Consider the following 20,501-nt stretch of genomic DNA (forward strand, 5'->3'; position numbering starts at 1 on the left):
CTACTGGTTCCACATGAGAGTTATCTGCTCTATTTGTGCCTCGTCTGGGATCTGGCTTAAGCTTGTTATCTCTTGTGCAAGCGGATTTTTAAGCTTTATTAGCATGTCGTGGCTATCTATTTTTAGATAGATATTGTTTGCGTCGCTTTGAAATTTAGAGATGACAAGTGCGTTTTTTATATCTTTGAAATTTGACTTTAGGCTGATATTTTCAGGCGTTTTGTACTTGTGCGAGAAAATTTCAACGCTTGTGATGATGCCATTTAACAAGGTGTACTCAAAAATTTTCTCGTTTTTATTTATGACGATATAGATATTTTCTTTTTTAGTATTGTCGCGTTTTATATTTTTTGGGCCGTAAATTTTCATCACGTCGCTGTTTGTAGACTCGCTTGTGATCCTCGCAAAAAAGCCCTTGCCAAAGAGGCTAGATCTGCTTTTTTCTCTTTTGTAGTGTCCGCTTATGTGAGCATTTTTGCAAATTTTATCGTTTGCGATTATGAAGATATCGTTAGCGGTTTTATGCACGCTTAAAGCCACGCCTTTTTCGTCTAAAAGGTAAAAAATGCCCTTGTCATAAAGCAGCTCTGAGTTAAATTTACAAAGTGGTGAGCCATCTTTTAGCGATGAGTAAAAGCTTATCTTTGCGCCATTTTTGCTAGGCACAAGCACAAGCTCTAAAAAGCCATTTTTGTCTTTAAATTTAGAAAATCTAGCAAAAAAACTATCTTTATAAGCCTTATTTACTGGCTCGTAGTTATAAATTTGAGCTAGCACGCCAACTCGCTTATTTTTCTTATCATCAAGCTGAAGAAGTGAGTTTTTGTTTGGCACAAAGTAGCTTAGTGCGCCACTTTCATCTTTTAGCACGATAGCGCTCTCATCGACATCGAAAGTGCCGCCTTTTTCTACCAAGGTAGCAGCCTTATCCATCGTAAGCATAGTTTTTGTGTAGGTTTTGTCTTTGTTTAGAGTTAGGATGGTCTTCACGCCCTCGCAGTTTGAGCATGGCAAGGTCGTGTAGTAGCTTGTGTAGATAGAGTTTGAAAGTATGAGTTTTTCTGGTTTTTTGGGTTTTTCATCTCTAAGAAGTGGTTTTTCTTCTTTTGATTTTTGTGTTTGTTCTTGATTTTGTGGCTTTAAATTTTCATTTTTTGCGCAGCCGATGATAAAAAATGAGATAAGTATGGCAAAAAGATATTTCATTTGCAACTCCTTAAAAATTGCAAAATTATATCATTTTGCCTTTAAAATTTATTTTACGCGTTTAAAGATGTATTTGTCTTTTAGCTCGCCAGTGACCTCTTTTTGATCCATGTCAAGCATCTTTAGGCTCTCTCCCTCGATCTTATAAAAGCTCTTCTCTTTATACTCATCAACGGTTGTGATAACGCCGTTTTTAACTGAGTATTTGCCCTTACTAACGGCTTTGTAGTTGTCTTTTGACTTGTAGTTCATCACACTTTCAAATGTGCCGTCTTTTTTAAGCGTAAGGGTTGAGTCTATGCCCATGCAGCTAGCGCAAGGTAAAAATGCCTTGTAAGTGCCCTCGATGCTGCTTACTGGAGCCATGCAGCTACCTTTTACTTCACATTTGCCTTGAGGGACGCTCGCGCTTTGGTTTGACGTAGCGCAACCTGCTAAAAGTAGAGCCGCACTTAGTGCAAAGATATATTTTTTCATGCTAATCCTTTAAAAATAAAGTTTGAAAATGTATTATAATACTTAAGAAAATAACAAATTATAAATTAAAGGAGAGAATATGCAAGTTGAGACATTTGGCGTTTTAGTCGTTGTTTTGGTTATTTTTGCATTTTTGTTTTTAAAAGCTGGCATCAAGATCGTTTCGCAAGCAGATAACCTGCTGATCGAGCGACTTGGTAAATTTCACAAGGTGCTTGATGGAGGATTTCACATCATCATCCCATTTGTCGATCAGATAAGGGCGATCATAACTATAAAAGAGCAACTCGTTGATATCACAAAACAGCAAGTCATCACAAAAGATAATGTCAATATTAGCGTCGATGGCATCGTCTTTTTAAAGGTTTTTGACGCAAAAATGGCGGTTTATAACGTCGATAACTACAAACGCGCCATTGCAAATTTAGCCATGACAACGCTTCGTGGCGAGATAGGCGCGATGAATCTTGACGATACGCTAAGCTCACGTGACCGCCTAAATGCCGCACTTCAAGTAGCCCTTGGCGATGCTGCTGGCAACTGGGGCGTAAAGATCATGAGGGTTGAAATTTCTGAAATTTCTGTCCCACTTGGCATCGAAGAGGCGATGAATATGCAGATGAAAGCCGAGCGTGAAAAACGTGCGATCGAGCTAAAGGCCTTGGCTGAAAAAGAGGCGCTCATCCGCAACGCAGAAGCGTTAAAACAAGAAAAAGTGCTTCAAGCAGAGGCGATAGAGCGTATGGCTGATGCGAAAAAATACGAGCAAATCGCCATCGCAACGGCTCAAAAAGAGGCTATGGATATGATAAATGACAGCATGAGCAAAAACGCAAATGCGGCTGAATTTCTGCTTGCACGTGACAGAGTCGGGGCATTTAGCGAGCTAGCTAAAAATAGCTCAAAAGATAAAATTTTAGTCCCTTACGAGGCGACTGAGCTAATTGGCTCGCTTAGCGTTTTAAAGAATTTCTTAGCTAAGGATAAGGCGTGATAAGTCCTTTTATAATGATAGCTATCGGCGCGCTCTTGTGTGTGGCTGAGCTTATGCTATTTTCATTTTATCTGCTCTTTTTTGGCGTCGCTTTTATCATCGTTGGAGCGGTAAATTTTGGCTTTGGTTTTGAGTGGAGCTTTCAAATTTTAGCTGTTTTAGTGCTTGCATTTATCTTGCTTGCGCTCTTAAAGGCACCGTTAAAGAGTAAATTTATGGCTAAAAAAGAGAGCTTTAACGAAGAGTTTTTAGACGAAGCTGGCGTTGGCGAGATCAGAGAAAATATGGTCTATTTTAAAGGCACTCTTTGGAAGTATGACGGAGCGCTAAAAAACGGCGAGAAAGTGCAGGTTTTAGGCACTAAAGGCGACAAAGTTATATTAAAATAAAGTGCCATTTGGCACTTTATCTATTTTGCGTGGGCTGGGCAGCCTGCTGGCATTTGCTCATGCATCGCACCTTGCATGCCGTGATGTGGGCAGCTTGGCATATTTTCTTGCATCATTTTTTGATGATGAGTACATCCACAACTTGCACCTTGAGGCTTGGCTGGCTTTGGCTCATTTTTAGCACAACCAACTAAAAATAGACCGCAGATAACGGCAAATATAACCTTTTTCATAACTCGCTCCTTTAAAGAATTTCTCACATTTTAGCCTTTAAAAATTAATTTTTCATAACGCCTGATTTATCATATTTAAAAGCATTTTTGGCTAAACTCTCGCCCAAAAATAAGCAAAATAAAAGGTTAAATTTGAAAAGACTTAGTGTAAATGAAGCCATCGATCTTATAGAAAATGCACCGCTTTACGAGCTTGGCAAGATGGCGCTAGCTAGAAAAAAAGAGCTTCATCCAGATAATATAACGACCTTCATCGTAGATCGCAACATCAACTATACAAATGTCTGCTGGGTGGATTGTAAATTTTGCGCATTTTACCGCCACGCAAAAGAAGAAGACGCTTATGTGCTAAGTTTTGAGGAGATCGGCAAGAAGATCGAGGAGCTTATCGCCATTGGCGGCACGCAAATTTTATTTCAAGGTGGCGTTCATCCAAAGCTAAAGATCGAGTGGTACGAGGAGCTTGTAAGCTACATCAGCAAGCGCTATCCAAGCATCACGATACATGGTTTTTCAGCCGTTGAGATCGACTACATCGCAAGAGTTTCAAAAATTTCTACAAAAGAGGTCTTAAGGCGCCTAAACGAAAAGGGCTTATACTCGATGCCAGGCGCTGGAGCGGAGATTTTAAGTGACAGAGTGCGTGACATCATCGCCCCTAAAAAGTGCGACACCGCAGACTGGCTTCGCATACACAAAGAGGCGCACGAGCTTGGCATGAAAACGACTGCTACGATGATGTTTGGCACGGTTGAGAGCACTCGCGAGATCGTCGAGCACTGGGAGCACATCAGAAATTTACAAGATGAAACGGCTGGATTTAGGGCATTTATACTTTGGAGCTTTCAAGGGCTAAATACAAAGCTCATGCAAGAATTCCCAGAGATCAAAAAGCAAAGCTCAAATGTCTATCTAAGGCTTCTTGCGGTTTCAAGGCTCTTTTTGGATAACTTTAAAAATATCCAAAGCAGCTGGGTCACGCAGGGCAGCTACGTAGGTCAGCTCGCACTTCTTTTTGGCGCAAACGACCTTGGTAGCACAATGATGGAAGAAAACGTCGTAAAGGCTGCAGGGGCAAGCTTTAGGATGAATCAAGACCAGATGATCGAGCTTATAAAAGATGTCGGCGAAATTCCAGCTAAGCGCAACACAAACTACGATATTTTGGAGAAATTTTAGATGAAAATTTTAGATATCAATGTAAAAAATGTAAAAATTCCAGTCGTTTTTGAAAGCTCAAAAGCGATGCCAGTAGTGAGCTTAAAGCTAGTTTTCAAAGCAGCTGGTAGCTCACAAAATGGCAAGCTAGCAGGCCTTGCAAGACTAAGTGCAAATTTACTAAACGAAGGCGATATGAAGCTAGGCTCGGCTAAATTCGCTAAAGAGCTTGAAGTAAGGGCGATTAGCCTAAATGCAAGCTGCGGCTTTGAGACATTTTGTATCGAAATAAACTGCCTAAAAGAGCACTTTGCCTTTGCGTGCGGCAAGCTAAAAGAGCTACTTCTCGCCCCAAATTTAACTGATGAAATTCTAAATAGGTGCAAAACCGTCACACTTGGCGAGATCGCAGCAAATGAAAACGACTTTGACTACGTGGCAAGGCAGGGGCTCTTTGAGCTTTTATACCCAAAAAGTGTGCTTTCAGAGCCTAGTATCGGCACTAAAAAGAGCATAAAAGCGATCACGCTTGAAGATGTAAGCAAATTTTTAAGCGAGCATTTAGACCTTTCAAATTTGCTTTGCGTGCTTGGTGGCGACATCGACGAGAAGCAGGCAAAAGAGCTTGCTAGCGTTTTAGAAATACTAAAACCTGGCAAGGTGCGAAAACTAGAGCGCTTTAGCCCAATTGACAAGTGCGAAAGCAGCGAGATCATCAGGCAAAGCGAGCAGGCCTACATCTACTTTGGCTCGCCATTTGATGTAAAGCCCGAAGAGAAATACAAGGCCGCAGTGGCGACATTTATTTTAGGCGAGGGTGGCTTTGGCTCGAGGCTCATGGAGGAGATACGCGTGAAAAGAGGGCTTGCATACAGTGCCTACGCTAGAAATTTGCTAAATCTCTCTTACAGCCAGCTATACGGCTACATGCAGACAAAAAATGAGAAAAAAGATGAGGCTATCGCCGTTATAAAAGAGGAAATTTTAAAATTTAGTAAAAAAGGCGTTAGCAAGGCCGAGCTTGAGCAGGCGAAGAAATTTTTACTTGGCTCGTTGCCACTTAGACTTGAGACGCTATTTAAGCGCCTTGACATAGCACAAGGCGAGTTTTATGAGCATGGCGAGCTTGGGGCATTTTTAAAGGACCTTGATAAAATTTCAGCCCTTTCGCTAAGCGAGCTAAATAGCTTCATAAAAGCCCACGCAGAGATCAATCAGCTAAGTTTTTGCGTCCTAAAAAATGAAATTTGAAGCAAGCGACAGAGCAAAACTTCTAAAAATAGGCGTGCTTAGCCTGCTTGACCTTGCTCTAGTGCTACCAAAGGGCTTTGAGGATACGACGATCGCTAAGAGCCCAAGAGAGGGGCAGGTCTGCATAAATGTAAAGATCACCTCACTCGCCTCGCGCCCTGGCATGCTAACTGCACTTGCCTTTTGCGAGCAGTGGCAAAGTAGCGTAAAGATCGTCATTTTTAACGCAAAGTCTTGGCACTACGGCGCTTTTAAGGTTGGCAAAGAGATGGCTATATATGGGCTTTGCTCCTACGCCTTTGGCTCGTGGCAGATCGTAAATCCTAAAATCACCACAAAAATAGGCCAGATCGTGCCTAAATTTAAGACCGAGCTAAAAGATGAAGAGCTAAAAAAACTCATCTTAAAATATCTAAATTTACAAAATTTACTAGCCGAGGGTTTAAATGAAAAAGAGGCTAAATTTCTAGCTGATCTGCAAAGGCTAGATGAGCAAAGCGTGCAAATTTTATACCGCCTAAAAAATGATAATGAAGGCTTAGAAATTTTAAAATTTGTAGAAATTTTTAACTACATAAAAAAGCTAAGTGCGAAAAAAACCTACTTTAAAAGTCCTAAAATCAAACTTTTTGACATAAGCTCTTGGCTTAATGGCTTGCCATTTAAGCCGACAAATGACCAGCTAAACGCCATAAATGACATCAGAGACGACCTTAGCGCTGTGCAGGCAAAAAGGCGCGTCATAATGGGTGATGTGGGAAGCGGCAAGACGCTAGTGATCCTAGCAGCTGCGCTTAGCATCTATCCGCAAAGTGCCATTTTGATGGCGCCAACAAGCATCTTAAGCGAGCAAATTTATAACGAAGCAAAGAGGCTGCTGCCCGCTTTTATGAACGTGATGCTGGTGCGAAGCGGGGAGAAAAAGATAGACTTTAGCGGGGCAAATTTGATCGTTGGCACGCATGCGCTACTCTTTCACGAGCTGCCAAATTCGCCGCTTGTCATGGTCGATGAGCAGCACCGCTTTGGCTCAAACCAGCGCAAAAAGATAGAGGAGCTTGCCTCAAACGAGGACGAGCGAGCAAATTTCGTGCAGTTTTCAGCCACGCCAATACCAAGGACGCTAAGTTTAATCCAGTCTGAGATCGTAAATTTTAGCTTTTTAAAGCAGATGCCGTTTAAGAAAAATATAACGAGCCAAATTTTAGGTGCTAGTGAGTTTGGCTTTTTGCTAGCTCACATCAAAAAGCAGCTTGCGGGCGGCTTTCAAGTAGCCATCATCTATCCGTTAGTCGAGAGCAGTGAGAGCTCAAACTACCAAAGTCTAAGCGAGGCGCAGGGCTTTTGGCTAAAGAATTTCAAAAATGTCTTCGTAACGCACGGCAAGGACAAAGAGAAAGAGGAAATTTTAAGGCGGTTTAGAGAAGAGGGCGAAATTTTGCTCTCAACCACCGTTGTTGAGGTGGGTATCTCGCTACCAAGGCTAAATACGATAGTGATCGTGGGCGCTGAGCGGCTGGGGCTTGCCACGCTTCATCAGCTGCGCGGTAGAGTGGGGCGAAATGGTGGCGATGGGTACTGCTTTTTATTTACCAAGCTAAAAGAGGCGCCAGCTAGACTAAAAGAATTTTGCGCGACAAATGACGGCTTTAAGGTGGCCGAGCTTGATCTGAAAAATCGCCAAAGCGGCGATATACTAAATGGCTTTTTTCAGCACGGAGCGACCTTTAACTTCTACGACTACGAGGATGATATCACGCAGGCTGCAAAGATGAGAGTGGCGGAATTTAAAAATAAATTTTAGAGCTATTTTAGTCTAAAATTTTGATTTTCTTCTGCTAACTCTTTTAACTCATTTAAATTTTTCTCACTTTGCTTTAAAAGTTCATCAAATTTAAAACCAAGCATGATTAGACGATAAAGCTCTGGCTTATTTTTTCTCCAATTATAAAGAGTTTTTGTATCAATTTTTAAAATTCCTGCAATATCTCTTTTTGATAGATTATTTCCCATTTTTTGCCTTTTTATGGGAATTGTTTGCAAAACGCACTTACTTATCAACTAAGGAATAATTTCTTATATATATTATTATTTAAGAAATAATTACTTAAATTTAAAAATTATTAAGCTTTGTTGATATAACATTTTGAAATTATTTTTAAAGGAGTAAAAAATGGCTTACAAATTTGATTCAGATTTGGAGTTTTTAAGACAGCTTGATAGCAACGAACTAAATGATCTCGTTGATATTATAAAAGGCAAAGAAGGTGATGAAAGGATTACGCAAGATCTTACAAGCAATGATTTGTTTAAAAGATTTTATCCAGACCATAAAGAATATATAGAGCTTATTATGGGCGAACTTCAATGTTTTGGTGGTAATAGCTTTGTGAACGTATTTAGAGGTGGCGGGGTTCAATATAAAGAAATTTTATGCGATGTTTGTGACAAACTTAAAGTTAATTACTCTAAGGCTCAAAACACACAAATGATAGAGCAAAATATGTTTATGAAAATTCTATCTGATAGCTTGGAGAAAATGAATGAAGAGGAGCTGAAACAAGTGGCAAACGAATTTGGGTTAAATACCACCGATTTTAAACCACAAGCGATAACGGCTGCTATGCAGGCAAGCATTTTGGTTAGCGGTTTTGCTATGTATAAAATTGCTCTCATTATTGCAAATACTATTGCTAAAATGTTATTAGGCAGAGGTCTTAGTCTTGCAGTAAATGCGTCCCTTGTAAGAACAATAGGAGCTTTTGCTGGTCCAATAGGTTGGGTTATAACAGGTCTTTGGACGTTAGCTGATGTGGCAGGTCCTGCTTATAGGGTTACTATACCAGCAGTAATTCAAGTAGCTTTCTTGAGGCAATACTCGATAAATAAACAAAATAATTCAGAAAATAACTAATCCAAAAGTGCTCTCAAAAGAATTTATCTTTTGAGAGCTTAAATTTATAGTGGATAAGTGAGGCAGCAGTTTCTTTTTACTTCGTCGATGTAGCTCACGTTTAAATTTAGTCCGTAAAGCTGACTTAAATTCTCACTTCTAATGATCTCATCAACCGTGCCAAATCCAACCTCGCCATCACCCTTTACAAGTGCCACATATCCGCCAAGAAGCACAGCAAAGTCAGGGTTGTGAGTGGTTAGCACGACCGAGTAGCCAAGCTCTTTTAGCCACTTAACTGTGCGTAAGAATTTATACTGGTTGCCAAAGTCAAGCGCGCTCGTTGGCTCGTCAAATATGATCATCTTTGGCTGCGCCGCCATCGCACGAGCGATCATACACATCTGCTTTTGACCGCCACTCATCTGCGTGATGAAGCGATCCTCAAGATACTCGATCTCAAGCTTTTTGGTGTAAATTCTAGCGATCTCTTCGTCCTCTTTGCTAGGTCTTGCAAAGATACCAAGGTGCGCCGCACGGCCCATCGTGATAAACTCAAGCCCTGTGTAGTCATACTCAGTAACCTCGCTTTGAGCGACGTATGCCATGATCTTAGCGCGCTCTTTGTTGCTTAGGCTATCTACGTTTTTGCCATCAAGGAAAATTTCTCCAGAAACTGGCTTTAGCGAGCCGCTTATTAGCCCAAGAGTTGTTGATTTGCCAGCTCCATTTCGACCAAGTATGGTTAAAATTTCTCCAGCGCCTATTTTTAAATTTACATTTTCTAGTTTGCCAGCCCCATTTGGGTAGCTAAAGTTTAAATTTCTAACTTCAAGCATCATGCAACCTTTTTATTTCGCCATAAAACCCAGACGAAAAATACCGTGCCGATAAAGCCAGTAAGTACGCCAAGAGGCACTTCACTCACGCTTATGCTGCGCGCTAGAGTATCGACAAAAAGCAAAAATATCGCACCCATAAATATGCTTGCAGGCATGCTTTTTATGTTATTTGCGCCAACTAGCATACGCGCTAAGTGAGGCATGAGAAGTCCCACCCAAGCGACTATGCCGCTTATGCAGACGCTGCACGCTGTAAGAAGCGTAGCGCAGATGATGATGACGGCGCGCTCAAAAGCCACATTTACGCCCAGCCTTGCCGCACTCTCGTCGCCAAGAGAGAGCAAATTTATACGCCAGCTCATGGCGATTAGCAAAATGGCGCAGATGATCATCACTGGAGCTATGTATATTAAGTTATCGCTATCAAGCTTAGCAAGGCTACCAAGCTGCCAATAAACAATGTCAGGTAGCTTTGTCTCAGGGTCTGCTACATACTTTAAAAAGCCGATTACTGAGCCCATGAGGCCACTTACGATGATGCCAGAAAGAACTAGCATAAGCGTGCTCGTGCGCCCCATCATCTTAGGTATGGCTAGCGTGATAGCAACGGCTGCTAGGCCAAAGCCAAAGGCAAAAGCCTGCACCCAAAATAGCGATAGATCAAAGATGATAGCAGTGGCAGCTCCCACGCAAGCACCAGCTGAGACGCCAAGTAGATCAGGGCTAACTAGCTGGTTTTTAAAGACACCTTGATAGGCCGCACCACTCACGCTAAGAGCAGCTCCAACAAGGATGGCTGCGATGATGCGCGGGATGCGTAAATTTTCTATCACGTTTGTGATGTTGCTCGCTGCACCATCTCCAAAACCAAAGCTGTGAGCTAGCACGCTAAATACGTCGTTAAATGGTATGTAAAATCTACCAACGCCAAGTGCGACAAAGGCGCAAAGAAGCGTTAGTAGAGCTAAAAAGATAACAACTATTGAAAAATTTGCGTTTTTCATATCTTACTTGCTGCTACCGTCTGGATTTAGACCTTTTAAGATATAGCCGTACTCTGTATCGCTAAGATCGTGATTTAAGAACTCTTTGTAAAACTCTTTTGTTTTTACTTTTATATCGACATCTTTAAATAGATCTGGTTGGATAGTCTTTGCTGCCCATAAAATTTGAAGCACGTTTTCAGCGCCGTATCTATCCCAGCTAAATACACCTTTTGGGTTGCCATAAACTTTGCCGTTTTTAACAGCATTTGAGCCAGAGAATGCAGGGTGCTCTTTTATCTTTTTGATCTGTGCGTCTGTGTCATTACCGCCAACGATGATGATATCAGGATTTGCATTGATGATCTCTTCTGCGCTAACTTCGATCATTGAGCCCTCAGTTTGGATAGCATTTACACCGCCACCTAGCTTGATCCAAGTGTTTTGGATAGTGTTTGTACCATCAATTTTTAGCAAATTCGCTCCGCCAAGAAGGTGAAGTACTTTTGGACGTTTAGCGTCAGGGATGCTTTTTGTTCTTGCTGTTACAAACTCAGAGTTATCGTGGATTTTATTAGCAAGCTTTTCAGCTTTTTTTCTAGCGTCATCAGTGCCTATGACTTCAGCTGTTGCGTAGATGCTTTTCTCCATATCTGGATAGTCTCTAAAGATCAAATTTACTGCGCTAAAGCCGTTTTTGATAAGTTCATCTTGGTAGTTTTTGCTTGATACCACGATAATATCAGGGGCAAGCTTAACAAGCTCTTCGATCTGAAGGTCTTTGCCGTTTAGCGCAGCTGGCAAATTTTTAAGTTTTGGATAGACGTGCTCAAACCACTTGTTGGTTTTGATCAGATCAGTTGTGGCTACAACCTTATCCATACCGCCAAGTGCTAGGATGATCTCGTTGTTTGCATTCCATAGTGCAGCGATCTTCTCGACCTTCTCAGGCACGCTTACTTTGACGCCTTTCATATCTGTGATGCTTCTAGCAGACTCAGCAGCGCTTAGGCTAAGAGCTGCAAAAAGTGAAGCAACAAGGCCTATTTTAGCCACTTTGTGCATGAAATTCATTTGCATATTTTTTCCTTTTTTCATGTGAAATAGTTTGGTTGGTATATTACTGCTATTTACATTAATGTTATGTAAAATTTGCATGTTCATTGTGAAAAAATTGCATATTTTGTAAATTCATATAAAGCTAATAGGATAAATATTCTCTTTTTATTGACATATGTCATTAGTCACTATTTTGAAATAAGATAAACTTTCTCCTAAATTTTAAAAAAGGAGAATTGATGCGTGAATACAAAAGATACTGGCTCGCACTCGTTGCTGTGCTGGTGGTTTGCTTTAGTATTTTAGGCTACTACGGCGTCGAGGTTTATAGAAATTCGCCTCCAGTTGTAAATTTCACTGACGAAAATGGCAAGGTCGTGATCGATAAAGAGAGTATCTATAAAGGTCAAGAGGCTTGGCAAAGCATAGGCGGTATGCAAGTTGGCTCTGTTTGGGGGCACGGGGCATATCAAGCGCCTGATTGGAGTGCGGACTGGCTTCACAAAGAGCTAGTTGCCTTTTTAGAGATCAAAGCTGATGAAATTTATCATCTAAAATACGCCGATCTAAACGAAGAGCAAAAGGCAAATTTAAAGGTTTTACTTAAAAAAGAGTATAGAGAAAATAGCGTAAAGGACGATAAATTTGTGCTAAGCGCCGATAGGCTAAAGGCGATAAGTCAAGTAGCTAGTGAGTATGCTGCTCTTTTTGGAGATGATCCTAAGTTTAAATCTTTAAGAGAAGCTTATGCGATGAAAGAAAACACGCTCCCAGGTGCAAGCGACAGAGCCGATCTAAACAACTTCTTCTTCTGGTCAGCCTGGGCGACAGCTACAAACAGACCTGGCAGCGAGGCAACTTACACAAACAACTGGCCACACGAGCCACTAATCGATAATGTGCCAACAAGTGAGAATATCTTTTGGTCGATTGCAAGCGTCGTGATACTTCTAACAGGCGTTGGACTTCTTGTTTGGTTTAGCTCATTTTACGGCAAAAAAGATGATGAAAAGCTTGAGCCAATTAGCGAAGATCCGCTTAAAAAGCTAAATTTAACGCCGTCACAAAAGGCACTTAAAAAGTATCTCTTTGTCACATTAGCTCTTTTTGCGTTTCAAATTTTAATAGGCGGCTTTACAGCTCACTACACAGTCGAAGGGCAAGAATTTTATGGCATAAATTTATCAGCCTACATCCCTTATTCGCTTGCTAGAACGTGGCATATACAAGCTAGCATCTTCTGGATAGCGACTGGATTTTTAGCGGCTGGACTATTTTTAGCTCCGATCATAAATGGCGGCAAGGATCCAAAATTTCAAAAGCTTGGTGTTGATCTGCTCTTTTACGCGCTACTTTTCCTTGTAGTTGGCAGTTTTGTGGGTGAGTATCTAGCTATCGCAAACATCATGCCTATAAATTTAAGCTTCTGGCTAGGACATCAAGGATATGAATACATCGATCTTGGACGCGTTTGGCAGATCATTTTGTTTGTCGGTCTTGTCATCTGGATGCTCCTGCTTCTTCGTGGATTTGCAGGTGGGTTTAAAAACAAAGGCGATAAAAATTTACTTGCTATCTTTGCTATGTCAGCGGTTGCGGTTGGATTATTTTACGGAGCAGGGCTATTTTATGGACAAAGAAGTCCATTGCCAGTGATGGAGTACTGGCGCTGGTGGGTCGTGCATCTTTGGGTTGAGGGCTTTTTTGAAGTGTTTGCGACGGCTTCACTCGCCTTTGTCTTTGTCTCACTGGGTCTTGTCTCAAAAAGATTTGCGACATTTTCAACGCTTGCAAGCGCGTCACTCTTTATGATAGGTGGCATCCCAGGCACATTTCACCACCTCTACTTTGCAGGCACTACAACGCCTATAATGGCTATTGGTGCAAGCTTTTCAGCGCTTGAGGTCGTGCCTTTAGTTTTACTTGGCGCTGAGGCGTATGAGCACTACAAACTTCAGTTTGCTCAAAGCTGGGCTAAAACGCTTAAATGGCCACTTTACTGCTTCATCGCAGTTGCCTTTTGGAATATGCTAGGCGCTGGCGTCTTTGGATTTTTGATAAATCCTCCGATTTCGCTATTTTACATCCAAGGACTAAATACAACGCCAGTTCACGGACACGCAGCGCTATTTGGCGTTTATGGATTTTTGGCACTTGGCTTTGTCTGGCTTGTGGCTACTTATCTATATAAAGGGCAAGAATTTGATGAAAATTTGATGAAAGTTGGCTTTTGGGGGCTAAATGCAGGACTTATGCTAATGATCGTGCTTTCACTGCTTCCAATAGGCATCTATCAGGCGTTTGCAAGTCTAGATCAAGGTATGTGGTATGCTAGAAGTGCTGAGCTTTTACAGCAGTCACACTTGCAAAATTTAAGATGGCTAAGGATGCTTGGCGATACGATCTTGATAATCGGCGGCATATGCTTCTTTGCTCAGCTATTAAAATTTATGCTTAACAAAAAGGCTTAAATTTATGGGGGCGCTTTGCCCCTTTGTTTAAGCTATCTTTTCATAAAATAGCGCAAATTTAAAGGATAGAAATGATCAAATTTATAAAAAGAATTTGCGTTAGTTTTGTCGTGCTTTTGCACCTGTTTTTAGCTCTTGTGGTCGATTATTCATTCCCACACTATGCAAGCGTGCAGATAACTGGCGGTGACGTAAAACGCATGGACAAAGATGGCATCATAGACGCTAAAAACCCAGCCGATGGGCCAGTAAGAGATGTCTATTTTATCTACGCAAAAGATGCGCAAAATGACCAAAAGGTGATGGCATATAGAAACGAAGATACGGCGTGGGGCTTTCCATTTTATTTTAAATTTAACTCAGCCGATATCCAAGCCATGGCTCAAGGCTTTGCAAATAGCGATAACAACGTCACTATCAAGTATTACGGATATAGAATTTCTATGCTAAATGAGTTTAGAAACGTGATCTCGATAAAAGATAGCGGCACAAGTACCAGCTGGCCTATCGCTAGCTACGTGCTTTACTTCATCTTATTTATCTCGCTTGTTATCTGGATAAGAAAGATAAACAAGGCTTTTGCGCCAAAAGTTGAAAATTTAGATACGAAAAAAGAGAGTGTTTAAAACAGGGGGCTAGATCAGCCCTTTTTGTTTATAAGATCAATGAGCCTAACATCTTCGCTTCTTACGATTAGGCTCTTTGGTAAGTTAAATTTAGCTATCACTTCGCACTCTTTTTCTCTCATCTGCCCGTCATCTTTTTCGTGATCATATCCCAAGATATGCAGCAAGCCATGTGTAAAAAGTAGCGCAGTTTCGGCCTCTTCGCTGTGATTTAGCTCGGCAGCTTTTTCTTTTACCATATCTTTGTTTATGACTACCGAGCCAAGTGGGGCGTGGATGACAAGCTCAAGGGGGAAGCTTAAGACGTCAGTGGTTTTATCTATGCCACGCTCAGATCTATTTAGCTCTCTCATCTCATCTTTATTGATAAAAAGAAGCTCAACTTCTCCAGGCGTTAGATATGAGCAAATTTGATCTAAAATTTCAGGATAACTCTCTTCGCAAAGTATCATTTTTGGCTTGTCCTTAGTAAATTTTTGTATAATTTTAGCAAATTTAAAGGGCAAAATATGAAAAAAGCAGTTTGTATAATGAGCGGCGGCATGGATAGCACGCTTTGCGCTGTGATGGCAAAGAGGGCTGGATATGATGTGGTCGCACTTCATTTTGACTATAACCAAAGGACTATGAAGCGAGAAAAGCACGCGTTTGACGAGATATGTGAGCGACTAGGCGTGGTTAAAAAGATAAATTTAGATGTTAGCTTCATCGCTCAAATAGGCGGAAATTCGCTAACTGATAAGAGCATGCAAATAAGAAAAGATGGCGTTAGCAATGACGTGCCAAACACCTACGTGCCGTTTAGAAATGGCGTATTTATCTCAATCGCGGCAGCACTTGCTGAAAAAGAGGGGGCGCAGGCGATCTACATAGGCGTGGTCGAGGAGGATAGCTCTGGGTATCCTGACTGCAAAGAGAGCTTTATAAAAAGCATAAATGAGGCAATAAATTTAGGCACGTCGGCTGATTTTTCTTGCGAGATCATCACGCCACTTGTAAATTTAAGCAAGGCTGATATCGTCTCAAAGTCGCTTGAGCTTGGCTCACCAATAGAGCTAACATGGAGCTGCTACGAGAGCGAGGATGAGGCATGCGGGCTTTGTGATAGCTGCAGGCTAAGGCTAAATGGCTTTAAAAAAGCAAACGCCGTTGATAAAATCCCTTATAAAAAGTGAAATTTGCCTAGAAATTTAAAAGCTAGCTACTATAAATTTAGCTCGGCTATCTGTTTTGCAAGCTTCTCTTTGTACTCAGCCAAAGAGCTTTTGATGATGTTTATAAAGTCGTCGTTTGCACTAGAAAATAAAACTCAGAGCGTTTTAGATCGGTCTTTATCTCTTTGTCTTTGACGCTTAAAAGTGTGTCTATATCCATATTTAGCCCAACCTTGCTAAAACCAAGAGCTATATATGCCCAAAATTTATCTATCTTAGCGCTTGCGGTGAGCGTGTTTTCATCGATTAGGCTTTTGTCTTTTACGATCTGGTAGCCATTTTCTATAAAAGCCTCTTCTAAATTTTGATATCCATAATCATAAAATCTTAAATTTAATAACTAAAATTTAAATTTAACTTTTCTTGACTGCTATCAACCAAAATGGCTAGCCACCTAGGATAAAATCCGCTTAAATTTTTAAATTTACAAGGAGAGACGATGAAAGATATGAAGATGTTTTGCCATCAGTGCGAGATGAGCGCTGAGGATGGATGCGGTGCAAAGGGCCAGCCTATGGGCACCTGTGGCAAGAGTGACACGCTAGCACTTTTGCAAGATACGATGGTTTTTGGCTTAAAAGGTCTTAGCGCATACCGCCACCACGCGCACGAGCTTGGCGCTGATACTAGCAATGTTGATAGCGTTATGGCTGATACGCTTTATTTCACACTTACAAACTCAAATTTCAACTTCGACGAGCATATCAAACAGCTTCTTGAAGTAGGCGGTGCTGGCGTTGAGGTGATGAACCTATTAAGCGAGGCTCACACGGCTAAATTTGGCATCCCAACACCAGTTAGAGTGAGCCAAAACAAGGTCGAGGGCAAGGCGATCTTAGTAAGCGGCCACAACCTGCACGCTCTAAAAGCACTACTTGAGGCGACAAAAGATAAGGGCATCAACATCTACACTCACTCAGAGATGCTTCCAGCTCACGGATACCCAGAACTACGCAAGTACAGCCACCTAAAAGGCAACGTCGGCAAGGCGTGGTTTGATCAAACTAAGCTATTTAACGAATTTAAAGGCGCGATACTAATGACAACAAACTGCATCGTGCCACTACGCTCAAACTGCACATACGCTGACAGGCTATTTGGCTACTCTATCGCAGGCACAAACGGCGTAAAACACATCGAAAACGACGATTTTACACCACTTATCGAGTGCGCACTAGCCTGCGGCGACGTTAGCGGCTTTGATAGCGACGAGAGTCTAGTAACTGGCGGTCACTACAAGACTATCCTAACTTTAGCCCCACAAATTTTAGATGCGATAAACACTGGCAAGATCCGCAGATTTTTCGTGATCGCTGGCTGTGACGCACCTGGCAAGGGACGTGAGTACTATAGAGAGCTAGCTGCCAGCCTTCCAAAAGACTGCGTGATACTTACTTCAAGCTGTGGTAAATTTAGATTTAACGATATCGATTTTGGCAACGTTCCAGGCACCGAGCTACCACGCTACATCGACCTTGGCCAGTGCAACGACAGCAACGGCGCGGTTAAGATCGCCCTTGCGCTTAGCGAGGCAACAGGTATCGCAGTAAATGACCTGCCAGTTTCCATCGTGCTAATGTGGATGGAGCAAAAAGCGGTCATCATCTTGCTAGCGCTATTTAGCCTTGGTATCAAAAACATCAACGTAGGACCTAGCTTGCCTAAATTTTTCAATGAAGAGATCATAAATTTCTTAGTGGATAAATTTAATGTTAGACCGATCAGTGGCGACGCGCAGGCTGATCTAAAATACTTCTTAGGTGAGTAAAAAACTGCCAGAGCTTAGGCTCTGGCTCTAAATTTAAAAAAGACCGCTTTGCTCTTTGCTTTGACTTAGGCTATCAAGTAGATCCTCTTTTTTACAAAGCACAAGGGCATAGACGAAATTTTGTAACTTCTTTATCTCGTCTAAATTTTCATAAAAAATGGCGTTTTCAACCTTTAGCGTACTATCTTTTGGCAGGCAAAATTTAAGCTCGCTTTCGCTGAAATTTCGCCTTAGAAATATGCTTTCAGTCAAAAATAGCTCTTCGTCTTCTTCGGCTATCACAGCTCTAAAACTGCTACCAAAACCAACTGGCTTAAAGTCTTTGTCGATAAAGACTGGGTCAAAGTGCGATGAAATTCTACTCTCTGTCACTTTAAAGCCGATATTGTTTTTCTTAAGATAGCCAAGAAGTCCGCAGAACATCCCAGCAAAAACCCTTGGAATGCTTAAATTTTGATAGTATTTGTCATCGTAAATGAGCGTTGTAAAAAAGATCGAGCTTGGATTTAGCACGCTTATGTTTGTGTCAGTCCAGGCCGTCTCGTAAAGAAGCGAGAGCCTTTGAAGTATCCTCGTATCGTCGCTAAAAAATGTGTCAAACAAATTTGCATGGAAAATTTTATAAAAAAGCTCGGTTAAATTTTCAGGTATGATGTGGGCGTTTTTTTCAAGGTGCGACTTCTCTAAAAGTGCTTTTATGAAGGGATTGACCGCGCAAAATTTGATATTTTTGTGGATCGCTTCAAAGCGCATGAGCTTGATGATAGCCGTTTGCAGGCTTGCTACCTTGATAAAGGCTATCTCCTCGTCACTTGGTGTGATATCATCTTCGCTAATGATAGCGTAGGCACCTTGCTTTATCGCAGGTGCGATCTGATCGCTTTGCGTGGCGATGAGAGCGTAGCCTCGTTTTATATTTTTAGCCTCAAACGCGAAGCTAGTCACGCTTGAGATGCTTGGGTTGTTTAAAATTTGCCCATTTATTATGTGGGTTAAATTTTCTATCGTCATTTAGCCAACGATCGCGCCGTTTTTGACCTTGCTCTGCGTGCCAAGAAGCGTTAGCGAGCCGTCTGATGCGCTTAGGATCATGCCTTGCGAGACATATTTTTTCATCATCGTTCGCTCTTTTAAATTTGCTAAAACGCAAACTTGCTTGCCCACAAGCGAGCTAGGCTCGTAGTATTTGGCGATGCCAGATAAAATTTGACGTGGCTGCTCCTCGCCAAGATCTATCTTAAATTTAAGCAGTTTCTCGCTACCCTCAACCCTCTCGCACTCGAGCACTTCGCCTACTTTTATCACAATTTTGGCAAAGTCATCGATGCTAATGATATCTTCTTCTTTTTTCTCCTCTTTTGGCCCTTCTTTTAGGTCTCTTGCCTCGCCCATTAGCTCTTTTTCTATCCTTGGGAAGAGTGACTCAGTAGCTTTTGCCATAAAATTTGAAATTTCATTTTTCAATACAAGGCTCTCATAAGAGGCCGTATCTATGCTAAAGCCAAGCGTATCAGCTATCTTAGCGCAAGTTTTTGGCATAGCTGGGCTAAGCAGTATCGCCACTTTTGCAAGTAAATTTGCGCAAAGCGCCACAAGTGCGTTTGCCTCGTCACTTTTGCCAGCTTTTACAAGCGACCATGGCTCATACTTCGCAACGGCTGCGTTTGCCAGAGTTACAACCTTCCAAAGATCCTCTAAATAGCGGTTTGTCGCTAAATTTTCTAAATTTTTTATAGCCTCGTCAAGGTAGCCCTTCGCCTCATCAAGCTCAGCTTTGTGAAATTTGACCACGTCTTTTGAGCCAATTTTGTAGTCGCTATACTTTGCGCTCATGCCCACAATGCGGCTTAGTAGGTTACCAAGTCCGTTACCAAGCTCTGAGTTTATGCGCTCGATCAAAGCCTTTTGGCTGTAGTCGCCATCTTGTCCAAACGGCACCTCTCTAAGCAAAAAGTATCTGAAATTTTCAAGCCCATAAGCGTTTGCGACCTCTCTTGGGTTTATGACGTTGCCCTTGCTTTTGCTCATCTTTTCGCCATCTATCGTCCACCAGCCGTGTGCTGCGACATGTTTTGGCAGTGGCAAGCCAAGGCTCATCAAAAATGCCGGCCAATAAACTGCGTGAAAACGTAAAATGTCCTTACCGACGATGTGTGTCGTGTGTGGCCAAAGGTCCATTCTGGCGTTATCTCTTGAGTATCCTAGTGTTGTTAGGTAGTTTATAAGTGCGTCAAGCCAGACGTACATAACGTGCTTGTCGTCGTTTGCGCTCTTTGGTAGCTTTATGCCCCAGTCAAAGCTCGTTCTTGTGACTGAGAGATCTTTTAGTCCGCCTTTTACAAAGCTTACGACCTCGTTTTTCTTGCCCTTTGGGATGACGCAAAGTTCGTCGTTTTCATACCACTTTAAAAGTGCGTCTTCATATTTTGAAAGCTTAAAAAAGTAGCTCTCTTCTTTAACCAAAGATGTTACACGGCCGCAGTCTGGACAGCGGTTGTCCTCAAGTAGGTCTCTTTGGTTAAAAAATGTCTCGCAGCTAACGCAGTAAAAGCCCTCGTATTCGCCCTTGTAGATATCGCCGTTTGCCTGCATCTTTTCAAAGACATTTTGCACTGTTTGCTTGTGCTCTTCGTCAGTCGTCCTTATGAAGTGGTCGTAGCTTATCTCAAATTCATCCCAAAGCGATCTAAATTTCGCACTGATCTCATCAGCATACTCTTTTGGCGTTTTGCCTCTAGCGCGAGCTGCTTGCTCGATCTTTTGACCATGCTCGTCTGTGCCAGTCATGAAGTAGGTCTCTTTGCCTTGCAAGCGGTTAAATCTAGCCAGCGTATCAGCGATGATAGTCGTATAGGCGTGACCGATGTGTGGCACGTCATTTACGTAATAAATCGGAGTGGTTATATAAGCTTTTTCTTTCATATTTTTCCTTTAAAT

The 20,501-nt window shown here is 41.8% G+C and carries 20 protein-coding genes; 10 read left to right on the forward strand and 10 right to left on the reverse strand.

Annotation, left to right across the window (positions count from 1 at the left end; all coding sequences use genetic code 11):
* Both FZ945_RS08915 and FZ945_RS08920 read right to left on the reverse strand, forming a co-directional pair.
* Positions 1-1,206: a copper resistance protein NlpE gene (locus FZ945_RS08915; RefSeq protein WP_148803979.1), complete on the reverse strand. Its 1,206-nt coding sequence runs from the start codon at positions 1,204-1,206 to the stop codon at positions 1-3.
* Positions 1,207-1,254: 48 nt separating this feature from the next.
* Positions 1,255-1,683: a copper resistance protein NlpE gene (locus FZ945_RS08920; RefSeq protein ID WP_103607976.1), complete on the reverse strand. Its 429-nt coding sequence runs from the start codon at positions 1,681-1,683 to the stop codon at positions 1,255-1,257.
* Between the two features lie 79 nt (positions 1,684-1,762).
* Between FZ945_RS08920 and FZ945_RS08925 the strand changes: the two genes are divergently transcribed.
* Together FZ945_RS08925 and FZ945_RS08930 are read left to right on the forward strand one after the other, a co-directional pair.
* Entirely contained in the window at positions 1,763-2,677 is a 915-nt protein-coding gene (locus FZ945_RS08925) for an SPFH domain-containing protein (RefSeq protein WP_009294606.1), read from the forward strand.
* Positions 2,674-3,066, forward strand: coding sequence for an NfeD family protein (locus FZ945_RS08930; RefSeq protein WP_148803981.1), 393 nt, complete (start codon positions 2,674-2,676; stop codon positions 3,064-3,066). The genes FZ945_RS08925 and FZ945_RS08930 overlap by 4 nt, the downstream gene beginning before the upstream one ends.
* Before the next feature lie 20 nt (positions 3,067-3,086).
* Here FZ945_RS08930 and FZ945_RS08935 read toward each other — a convergent pair whose 3' ends face one another.
* Positions 3,087-3,299 (reverse strand): hypothetical protein, encoded by a 213-nt coding sequence (locus FZ945_RS08935; RefSeq protein WP_148803983.1) that lies wholly within the window; start codon positions 3,297-3,299, stop codon positions 3,087-3,089.
* A 132-nt stretch (positions 3,300-3,431) separates the two neighbouring features.
* Here FZ945_RS08935 and FZ945_RS08940 point away from each other — a divergent pair, with 132 nt between their 5' ends.
* Genes FZ945_RS08940 through recG form a run of 3 tightly spaced genes read left to right on the forward strand, consistent with a single transcriptional unit; the run spans position 3,432 to position 7,512 of the window.
* Complete coding sequence (locus tag FZ945_RS08940; RefSeq protein ID WP_148803984.1) at positions 3,432-4,478, forward strand: dehypoxanthine futalosine cyclase; 1,047 nt, start codon at positions 3,432-3,434, stop codon at positions 4,476-4,478.
* Positions 4,479-5,708 (forward strand): M16 family metallopeptidase, encoded by a 1,230-nt coding sequence (locus FZ945_RS08945; RefSeq protein WP_148803986.1) that lies wholly within the window; start codon positions 4,479-4,481, stop codon positions 5,706-5,708. It abuts the gene before it with no gap.
* A complete protein-coding gene (recG, locus tag FZ945_RS08950) occupies positions 5,698-7,512 on the forward strand; it encodes an ATP-dependent DNA helicase RecG (RefSeq protein ID WP_148803988.1) in 1,815 nt (604 codons plus the stop codon). Before FZ945_RS08945 ends, recG begins: the two co-directional genes overlap by 11 nt.
* 2 nt (positions 7,513-7,514) lie before the next feature.
* On the opposite strand, the gene FZ945_RS08955 is transcribed toward recG, so the two are convergent.
* The gene (locus FZ945_RS08955; RefSeq protein WP_103558592.1) at positions 7,515-7,721 is read right to left on the reverse strand and encodes a transcriptional regulator; all 207 of its coding nucleotides are present in this window, start codon (positions 7,719-7,721) and stop codon (positions 7,515-7,517) included.
* Between the two features lie 160 nt (positions 7,722-7,881).
* Between FZ945_RS08955 and FZ945_RS08960 the strand changes: the two genes are divergently transcribed.
* On the forward strand, positions 7,882-8,622 hold the full coding sequence (locus tag FZ945_RS08960) for a YaaW family protein (protein ID WP_148803990.1): 741 nt from the start codon (positions 7,882-7,884) through the stop codon (positions 8,620-8,622).
* Positions 8,623-8,666: 44 nt separating this feature from the next.
* Here FZ945_RS08960 and FZ945_RS08965 read toward each other — a convergent pair whose 3' ends face one another.
* Genes FZ945_RS08965 through FZ945_RS08975 form a run of 3 tightly spaced genes read right to left on the reverse strand, consistent with a single transcriptional unit; the run spans position 8,667 to position 11,506 of the window.
* Positions 8,667-9,440 (reverse strand): ABC transporter ATP-binding protein, encoded by a 774-nt coding sequence (locus FZ945_RS08965; RefSeq protein WP_009294599.1) that lies wholly within the window; start codon positions 9,438-9,440, stop codon positions 8,667-8,669.
* On the reverse strand, positions 9,440-10,447 hold the full coding sequence (locus tag FZ945_RS08970; RefSeq protein ID WP_148803991.1) for a FecCD family ABC transporter permease: 1,008 nt from the start codon (positions 10,445-10,447) through the stop codon (positions 9,440-9,442). The genes FZ945_RS08965 and FZ945_RS08970 overlap by 1 nt, the downstream gene beginning before the upstream one ends.
* Positions 10,448-10,450: 3 nt before the next feature.
* Positions 10,451-11,506, reverse strand: a complete 1,056-nt coding sequence (locus tag FZ945_RS08975; RefSeq protein WP_148803993.1) for an ABC transporter substrate-binding protein — start codon at positions 11,504-11,506, stop codon at positions 10,451-10,453.
* A 218-nt stretch (positions 11,507-11,724) separates the two neighbouring features.
* Here FZ945_RS08975 and FZ945_RS08980 point away from each other — a divergent pair, with 218 nt between their 5' ends.
* Both FZ945_RS08980 and FZ945_RS08985 read left to right on the forward strand, forming a co-directional pair.
* Complete coding sequence (locus tag FZ945_RS08980) at positions 11,725-13,956, forward strand: nitric-oxide reductase large subunit (protein WP_148803995.1); 2,232 nt, start codon at positions 11,725-11,727, stop codon at positions 13,954-13,956.
* 71 nt (positions 13,957-14,027) lie between these two features.
* Positions 14,028-14,582 carry a DUF1523 family protein gene (locus tag FZ945_RS08985; RefSeq protein WP_148803997.1) on the forward strand — a complete coding sequence of 185 codons (555 nt, stop codon included), beginning with the start codon at positions 14,028-14,030 and terminating at the stop codon, positions 14,580-14,582.
* Between the two features lie 14 nt (positions 14,583-14,596).
* Here the strand turns inward: FZ945_RS08985 and ybeY are convergent, their stop codons facing one another.
* Positions 14,597-15,034, reverse strand: coding sequence for an rRNA maturation RNase YbeY (ybeY, locus tag FZ945_RS08990; protein ID WP_021087687.1), 438 nt, complete (start codon positions 15,032-15,034; stop codon positions 14,597-14,599).
* A 24-nt stretch (positions 15,035-15,058) separates the two neighbouring features.
* Here ybeY and queC point away from each other — a divergent pair, with 24 nt between their 5' ends.
* Entirely contained in the window at positions 15,059-15,757 is a 699-nt protein-coding gene (queC, locus tag FZ945_RS08995; protein ID WP_148803999.1) for a 7-cyano-7-deazaguanine synthase QueC, read from the forward strand.
* A 478-nt stretch (positions 15,758-16,235) separates the two neighbouring features.
* The gene (gene hcp / locus FZ945_RS09000) at positions 16,236-17,564 is read left to right on the forward strand and encodes a hydroxylamine reductase (RefSeq protein WP_148804001.1); all 1,329 of its coding nucleotides are present in this window, start codon (positions 16,236-16,238) and stop codon (positions 17,562-17,564) included.
* Between the two features lie 33 nt (positions 17,565-17,597).
* Here the strand turns inward: hcp and FZ945_RS09005 are convergent, their stop codons facing one another.
* Complete coding sequence (locus FZ945_RS09005; protein WP_148804003.1) at positions 17,598-18,575, reverse strand: ferrochelatase; 978 nt, start codon at positions 18,573-18,575, stop codon at positions 17,598-17,600.
* On the reverse strand, positions 18,576-20,486 hold the full coding sequence (metG, locus tag FZ945_RS09010; RefSeq protein WP_148804005.1) for a methionine--tRNA ligase: 1,911 nt from the start codon (positions 20,484-20,486) through the stop codon (positions 18,576-18,578).
* Between the last annotated feature and the right edge of the window lie 15 nt (positions 20,487-20,501).

Origin of the sequence: Campylobacter concisus (genome assembly GCF_902460535.1) — a bacterium.
GTDB lineage: Bacteria > Campylobacterota > Campylobacteria > Campylobacterales > Campylobacteraceae > Campylobacter_A > Campylobacter_A concisus_AS.

What these genes read in the sequence shown, in the direction of transcription:
- FZ945_RS08915 (WP_148803979.1), bottom strand. Translation starts at nt 1,206, where the DNA reads ATGAAATATCTTTTTGCCATACTTATCTCATTTTTTATCATCGGCTGC.
- FZ945_RS08920 (WP_103607976.1), bottom strand. Translation starts at nt 1,683, where the DNA reads ATGAAAAAATATATCTTTGCACTAAGTGCGGCTCTACTTTTAGCAGGT.
- FZ945_RS08925 (WP_009294606.1), top strand. Translation starts at nt 1,763, where the DNA reads ATGCAAGTTGAGACATTTGGCGTTTTAGTCGTTGTTTTGGTTATTTTT.
- FZ945_RS08935 (WP_148803983.1), bottom strand. Translation starts at nt 3,299, where the DNA reads ATGAAAAAGGTTATATTTGCCGTTATCTGCGGTCTATTTTTAGTTGGT.
- FZ945_RS08945 (WP_148803986.1), top strand. Translation starts at nt 4,479, where the DNA reads ATGAAAATTTTAGATATCAATGTAAAAAATGTAAAAATTCCAGTCGTT.
- recG (WP_148803988.1), top strand. Translation starts at nt 5,698, where the DNA reads ATGAAATTTGAAGCAAGCGACAGAGCAAAACTTCTAAAAATAGGCGTG.
- FZ945_RS08955 (WP_103558592.1), bottom strand. Translation starts at nt 7,721, where the DNA reads ATGGGAAATAATCTATCAAAAAGAGATATTGCAGGAATTTTAAAAATT.
- FZ945_RS08960 (WP_148803990.1), top strand. Translation starts at nt 7,882, where the DNA reads ATGGCTTACAAATTTGATTCAGATTTGGAGTTTTTAAGACAGCTTGAT.
- FZ945_RS08965 (WP_009294599.1), bottom strand. Translation starts at nt 9,440, where the DNA reads ATGCTTGAAGTTAGAAATTTAAACTTTAGCTACCCAAATGGGGCTGGC.
- FZ945_RS08970 (WP_148803991.1), bottom strand. Translation starts at nt 10,447, where the DNA reads ATGAAAAACGCAAATTTTTCAATAGTTGTTATCTTTTTAGCTCTACTA.
- FZ945_RS08975 (WP_148803993.1), bottom strand. Translation starts at nt 11,506, where the DNA reads ATGCAAATGAATTTCATGCACAAAGTGGCTAAAATAGGCCTTGTTGCT.
- FZ945_RS08980 (WP_148803995.1), top strand. Translation starts at nt 11,725, where the DNA reads ATGCGTGAATACAAAAGATACTGGCTCGCACTCGTTGCTGTGCTGGTG.
- FZ945_RS08985 (WP_148803997.1), top strand. Translation starts at nt 14,028, where the DNA reads ATGATCAAATTTATAAAAAGAATTTGCGTTAGTTTTGTCGTGCTTTTG.
- ybeY (WP_021087687.1), bottom strand. Translation starts at nt 15,034, where the DNA reads ATGATACTTTGCGAAGAGAGTTATCCTGAAATTTTAGATCAAATTTGC.
- hcp (WP_148804001.1), top strand. Translation starts at nt 16,236, where the DNA reads ATGAAAGATATGAAGATGTTTTGCCATCAGTGCGAGATGAGCGCTGAG.
- FZ945_RS09005 (WP_148804003.1), bottom strand. Translation starts at nt 18,575, where the DNA reads ATGACGATAGAAAATTTAACCCACATAATAAATGGGCAAATTTTAAAC.
- metG (WP_148804005.1), bottom strand. Translation starts at nt 20,486, where the DNA reads ATGAAAGAAAAAGCTTATATAACCACTCCGATTTATTACGTAAATGAC.